The organism is Nonomuraea sp. NPDC050022 (assembly GCF_044460705.1).
GTDB lineage: Bacteria > Actinomycetota > Actinomycetes > Streptosporangiales > Streptosporangiaceae > Nonomuraea.
On sequence record NZ_JBITKE010000032.1, the window covers coordinates 1 to 5,922 of the forward strand.

6 protein-coding genes and 1 pseudogene are annotated in these 5,922 nt (G+C 66.1%); 4 read left to right on the top strand and 3 right to left on the bottom strand.

All coding sequences use genetic code 11. From position 1 onward, the window contains the following. The first annotated feature begins 376 nt into the window (after positions 1-376). Together ACIBO2_RS58770 and ACIBO2_RS58775 are read left to right on the top strand one after the other, a co-directional pair. Positions 377-505 carry a hypothetical protein gene (locus ACIBO2_RS58770; protein ID WP_358558078.1) on the top strand — a complete coding sequence of 43 codons (129 nt, stop codon included), beginning with the start codon at positions 377-379 and terminating at the stop codon, positions 503-505. Positions 506-777: 272 nt separating this feature from the next. Continuing rightward, on the top strand, positions 778-1,254 hold the full coding sequence (locus ACIBO2_RS58775) for a GNAT family N-acetyltransferase (protein ID WP_358558081.1): 477 nt from the start codon (positions 778-780) through the stop codon (positions 1,252-1,254). 133 nt (positions 1,255-1,387) lie between these two features. Here the strand turns inward: ACIBO2_RS58775 and ACIBO2_RS58780 are convergent, their stop codons facing one another. Beyond that, entirely contained in the window at positions 1,388-1,957 is a 570-nt protein-coding gene (locus tag ACIBO2_RS58780) for a ferritin-like domain-containing protein (protein WP_397305357.1), read from the bottom strand. Between the two features lie 16 nt (positions 1,958-1,973). After that, positions 1,974-2,627, bottom strand: coding sequence for an aquaporin (locus ACIBO2_RS58785; RefSeq protein WP_358558087.1), 654 nt, complete (start codon positions 2,625-2,627; stop codon positions 1,974-1,976). A gap of 561 nt (positions 2,628-3,188) precedes the next feature. Here ACIBO2_RS58785 and ACIBO2_RS58790 point away from each other — a divergent pair. Continuing rightward, positions 3,189-3,299, top strand: coding sequence for a hypothetical protein (locus ACIBO2_RS58790; RefSeq protein ID WP_358558097.1), 111 nt, complete (start codon positions 3,189-3,191; stop codon positions 3,297-3,299). Positions 3,300-3,373: 74 nt separating this feature from the next. On the opposite strand, the gene ACIBO2_RS58795 is transcribed toward ACIBO2_RS58790, so the two are convergent. Continuing rightward, positions 3,374-5,146, bottom strand: coding sequence for a ricin-type beta-trefoil lectin domain protein (locus ACIBO2_RS58795; RefSeq protein ID WP_397305359.1), 1,773 nt, complete (start codon positions 5,144-5,146; stop codon positions 3,374-3,376). A 591-nt stretch (positions 5,147-5,737) separates the two neighbouring features. On the opposite strand from ACIBO2_RS58795, the pseudogene ACIBO2_RS58800 reads away from it, so the two are divergent. Continuing rightward, positions 5,738-5,922: pseudogene (locus ACIBO2_RS58800) on the top strand (1,4-beta-xylanase); the annotation flags it as partial.

A 5,922-nucleotide genomic window follows, 5' to 3' on the forward strand; every position in this document is an offset into this window, starting at 1 on the left:
GCCTCGGGGATCAGGGCGAGGGCGACGACCAGTCCGGACAGGATCTCGGTCCGGGCCACCGACGGGCTCAACCAGGCGGGCCTGCCCGGCCGCAGCCGGGCGGCCCATCCGTGTGGTGCGGAGGTGAGCACACGGGCAGGGATGGGGGAAGAACTGGGCAACACAGACATCCTTCAGGGTGAACGAGAGCCACCTGCCTGCTAGGGCCGCGGCGGCAGCGCGCGGCACAGGTGGGCGCACGGAGTGAACGGGCGGCCGGTGGCCGCCGGGGCGCCTACGTCGGGCGCCCGAGAAGGGAATGGCAGATCGGGCACGGGCGTGCCAAGGCCTGTCGCAAGGAGGTCACGGTGGGCAGCTGGCGGTGGTGGTCACAGGCATGCGCGCGTGGTTCGAGCAGGCCGCCCAGGAACGGTGCGCGGTGCTGCAGACCCAGCTGGACCGGGCCGAGGAGTTCGCCACCGAGCTCCACCAGCGCACCCTCCGCCTGGCCGCTGACGGCTCCTGAAGCCGTCCTTCGAGATGACGTTCTTGACCTCGTTGGCGTCCAGGTGCAGGCGGTGGCGGAGCGAAGGGCGGCGACGTTGGACGCGGCCCTGAAGGACGCGAAGGTGGCGGTGGTGAACCCCCAGGGTGCGGGCCAGGGCTGTGGTGCTCGTCCAGCGAGATGCCCGGCGACGCGGATCTGGGAGTTGGCCGTCGAAATCGAGTAGCACACCGTTTCACAGGCGGGCAGGCTTGGTAATCCTCATCCCTTGCGGACGATCAAAGGGAGATCCGGTGGGCGAGACAGGGATTCGGATCGTTTCGGCGGGCAGTGACCGCGATGCCTACTTGCCGTTGCTGCGGCTGGCCGACGACTCGGAGTCAGAGGTGCGCGGCTACTACCAAACGGGCGATCTGTATGTTCTCGACGATGAGACTCTCCGGCCGCTGGCCGTCATCCTGGTGATCCCGCAGCCGGATGGCTCTACCGAGTTCAAGGCCGTGGCGGTCGATGCGGAGCGGCACGGCGAGGGCATCGGCAAGCGCATGATCGCCGGTGTGCTGGCGGAGCTGAAGGTGCGGGGCGTGACACGCGTCGTCGTCGGCACCGGCAACTCCGGCGTCGGCGAGCTCGCCTTCTACCAGAAAGCCGGATTCCGCCTTCACCGGATCGAACGCGACTTTTTCGGCCCGGCCCGGGGCTATGCCGACGGGATCGAGGAGAACGGCATCCCGCTGCGCGACATGGTCTGGATGGATCAGGAACTGTAGGGGAGGCGCACAGGGGCCGATCTCGAGGGCTTGATGAGTTGGACTCAGGTGTGCCGGGAAGTCTGGTCGGTTGCGGTCGTCCTCTCGCGGATGCCACAGACGCGCGCACGTGATCTCGTCGGTGAGTTCAAGATCAGGGCAGTGGTCTCGTCCCTTGCTCGTCGTCGTACAGGCCGGCCAGCGAGGGGGATCTGCCCCGGAATCCACGATGAAAGCGTCCGGGCGGCCCGAGACCGAAGAACTCGCGCAGCCAGGCGACGTGCTCGGTCTTCTCGTTGTGGATGGCCTGGACCATCGCATGGGTCCGGAGGTCTTTTGCTTCGGTGAGGTGGCGAAGACCGGAATAGGAATGTGCGGCCTCCTGCACGGATCCGATGAGGGCTTCGGGCAGGTTGTCCCAGTCGGCGAAGATGCTGCCTTTCGGCTCGTCTTCATGTTGCAGAAAGCTCTGGATATCCTCCGGCAGCCTGCCGCCGAGTTCGCAGATGCGCGTGACGAGCGTGTCGAAATGGTTGCGGTCCTCGTCTCGAATGTCCCTGAGGATCTCCCGCAGCCCTTCGTCCGCGAAGCCGATCGAATGAGCCGCCAGGATCGTGTAGCGATAGACGGCGCTCAGCTCTGCTTTCGCGGCCGAAGTGAGATGGCCGATCAGGGCGTTGACATCGATACCCGCTCGTTGGAGGGCTTCGCGTGGAGTGGTCATGGAAGGGCTCCGGATTTCAGGCGGCGGAGACTTCCAGCGGCGCGCGTTCCTTGGGGTTGAGCGCGAGGAATGTCACCCCGGCCAGGGCGCCGCCGACAAGGTCGGCCAGGAGCCAGATCCAGATCTTCGACCAGTCGAAGATCCCCATGGTCGCGGCGCCGATGGCGACCGCCGGGTTGAAGGCGCCACCCGAGATACCGCCCACGGCGAACGCCCCCGCGGCCACGGTGAATCCGATCGCCAGGCCGTAGAAGCTGTTGCCCGGATGGTCCCGGCTGGTGGCCGCGTTCAGGACGACGTAGGCGAGCGCGAAGGTGAACAGCGCCTCGGCCAGGAGCGCCACCCACAACTCGCGGCCCTCGGGCGACACCGGGGTCACTTTCGCGGGGTTCACCACGAAGCCCGCGACTACGGCCGCGACGACGCCGGCGGCGAGCTGGGCGATCCAGTACGGAATGGCGTCCGTCAGACTGATCCGACCGCGCAACAGTACGGCCAGGGTCACCGCAGGGTTGTAATGGGCACCGGAGATATGGCCGCCCGCGTACACCATGACCATGAGAATCGCTCCGATGGCAACCGGGGCGAGGGGCGCCATTGCCAGGACCGTGGCGCCGACCGTGAAGACCAGAAAGAAGGTGCCTATGAACTCCGTGATGTACCTGCGCACGACGTCCTCCTGCGGAATGAGGTTCTAGGTGTGCTGAAAATGGCGGCCATCCAGATCTTGGCATCGTGCCCCGCCGGGAAGAGGGCCTGATGTCCTTACGGCTCATTTACGGCTCTGCCGGACGGCATTTTGGGACGAAGATCGCGCTGGCTGGACTGTCAGGAGATGGTCCAGTCCTCGGCCGCGAAAGGCTCTTCCATGAGGCATCCCGGTATCGAAGAGCGCAGATCGGCTGCTTGACGAATACGCCTATCTTTCATCTGAGGGTACTGCGTGAAGCCGGGCGGAGGACCCCCGCTGTTTCGGCGTCTCGCAGCATGATGATCAGGCCGCTTTCCCGAGGACGAGGACGTCAGTCGGCGGTTGCGGGCGAAGGGCGGCGTGCCCCCTCCCAAGGGGGAATCTGGCGCGGCGATGAGCACGACTGCGGGCATGGGTATGGATAAGCTGCCGCCCTGGCCGAAGCCGATCGGCTGCGCGAGCAGATCACCGAGTCGTCCGCGCGGCTGAGCGAGAGAGTTCTGCGGCGCCGGGATCGCCGGCCTGACGCTGGCCTGGCACCTGGAACGCGCGGGCTGGCAGATCGAACTGGTCGAACGCGCCCCGCAGTTCCGGAACGGCGGCTACATGGTCGACTTCTACGGTGCCGGTTACCAGGTGGCCGGGCGATAAGCTGCTCATCTCGTTGACGATCAAGCCACCCACGACGCTGAAAATGATCTTCCATGCGCCCGCCGGCCATCGGGTCAGCTCTTTGTCCATTTCTGGCTGGTCGTGCCGGTGCAGGACCACAGCTGCACCTTCGTTCCGTTCGCGGTCCCGAAGTTGCTCGCCTCCATGCAGAGGCCGGACTGCACGCCGGTGACGGTGCCGTCGCCGTTGACGTTCCACTGCTGGTTCGCCTGCCCGTTGCAGTCCCAGATGATCACCTGGGTGCCGTTGCCGGTGCCCTGCCCCTTGGCGTCCAGGCACTTGTCGCCGTACACCTGCAACTGCCTGGAGGAGGTGAGAGTCCACTGCTGGTTGTTGCCGCCGCAGTCCCAGAGCTGGAGCTGGGTGCCGTTGACGGTGCTCGCGTTCGGGACGTCCAGGCACCGGCCGGCGTTGACGTTCCGCAACATCGACGTCGACCCGCCGGGTCCCGAGTCCGTGGGGGGCAGGAGTGTAATGGTGTAGGTGTCGTCGATGGTGGTGTGCGGCAGGTTGACCGTCGTGCCGTCGCCGGACAGTGTCACCACGGAGCTCTGGACGGTGACCGGCCCCTGGACGGCGCCGCCGCCGTTGTAGGGGATGCGCTCGGCGACCACTCTTACCTGGTTGTTCTGCACGATGCCGCTTGTGATGTCCAGGCGCCGCAGGTTGACGGCGATGTTGCCGGTCGTGCTGCCGCCGCCGACCAGAATCTTGGCCGTCCCGGCCGCCTTGGTGGCGAACGCGTCGTACGAGGAACTGGGGGTGACGGACACGATCTGGCCGGTCTGAGAGCCGTAGAAGCGGTAGACCCACCATTCGCCCTTCGGCTGGTACTCGCCTGCCGAGTTGCGGACGAGCAGGTTGCCGAGGTCGTTGTGCAGGTTTCCACCGCCCGCCCAGTTGGCGCGCAGGCCGTCGGCGCCGGCCCTTTCCAGGCGCGCGATGTACCAGGATCCGTCACCGGGGTTCTGCTCGTTGGACGCCCCGTATTCGTTGATCTGGTACGGGCGCGGATGTGGGATGCCGCGAGAGTTCAGTGTGGTGTCGGCCGCCGCCACGTTGGCGACCGGGTCGCCGGGCAGGGCGTGCCAGCTGATGATGTCCGGAACCACGTTGTTGGCTTTGACGTAGTCCAGGTACTGGACCCAGAACGGGTTCGTGGTCGAGGGTACGCACGCGCAGCTCGGCCCGACGATGAGATGCGTCGGGAACGCGGCCCGGATGCGTTGGTAGGCGCGCCGCCACATCTCGAAGTACTGGGACTGAGGGCGGTTCCAGAACAAGGTGATGTTGGGCTCGTTCCAGAGGTCCCACTGTACGGTGGCGCCCGTCGCCCGCACGTCGTTGATCAGACGGGTGAGGAAGTTGTCGTAGTCGGTCCAGTCGCCGTTGTCGCCGGGGAATCGCGAGATCGGGTAGCCGTCGGCACCCCACAGGTCGTGGACGAGCAGGATGAACTCCCCGCCCAGCGATCTTGTGCGCAGCAACTGAGCGCGGGTGGAGTTCCATCGGCGGTCGTACTTGCCCGACACCCACCCGCCCGGGCTGTCGAGCTGCGCCCCGCCGGCGCGCATGTACCGGAACTTCACATCGGTGTAGAAGCGGTCCGGCGGCGCCGACGCGTTCTCGGTCATGCCGTAGATCCAGCCGGAGGCGCGGTAGGTGGGGGAGCCGCCACCGGCGGAGAAGTCGACGGTGATGGCCTGGTCCGCGGCCAGGGCCGACGGGGCGGCCGTCACGACGGAGGCGGCGACGAGGGCGCCTGCGGCAAGGAAGGCGGCGATCCGGCGGCGGCCTCTGTGCCGCCTGCGGAATGTGGCGTCCATATGTGATTCCTTGGTCGCGGAGGGGCGGTTCGAGGACTCCTGCCGTTCACCACCGACTCCGGTAGGAGGTAGCCGCCGTGCGGACTCAGTGTGGAAACGACTACAAAACATGTCAAGACCATGAACGAATCGGTTCGATTGGATGGTCGGCACTCAGGAGGCCGATGCGCTGGTGCGTCCTGGTCATGCCACGCTGGCACCGGATGAACGTTTCATCACCTCGCCCGCCGCGACAGTACGACCGCGACCGGCCGGCTCTGATCAGGCCACTCCGGGACTGGGCAAAAGATATGAAACTTTCATGGCCAACGGCCCCTTGTGGCGGGAACGGGCGAAAGTTTCGGTGCGCATTATGGATGGTTGAGACCGTGTAGCGCCGAAGTCGGCGGGCAAATGTGTCCGAAACTTTTGGATTCTTCTTGACAATATTTCGGAACTATTTCCACACTGAGTCACCAAGCGACGCCTTGGTGGTGTGCGCGGCGTCGATCCCGTGGGGTGTGTCCCCGCGTGTTCCCGTTTCCGTACTTCAGACATGGAGGCTCAGGCATGGGCGCAAACGCCATTCCCTCGCCTGGAACCAGGCGGCCCTTGAACGGCTTACGCTGGTCCCTGATCGTCGGTGCTTTCGGTGTCCTCGCCATGATCATGGCGCTGGTGGCACCGCTCCGCGCGGATGCCGCGGCGAGTACGCTCGGCGCGGCCGCCGCGCAGAGCGGGCGATACTTCGGCACCGCCATCAGCGCGGGCCGGCTCGGCGACTCGCAGTACACCAC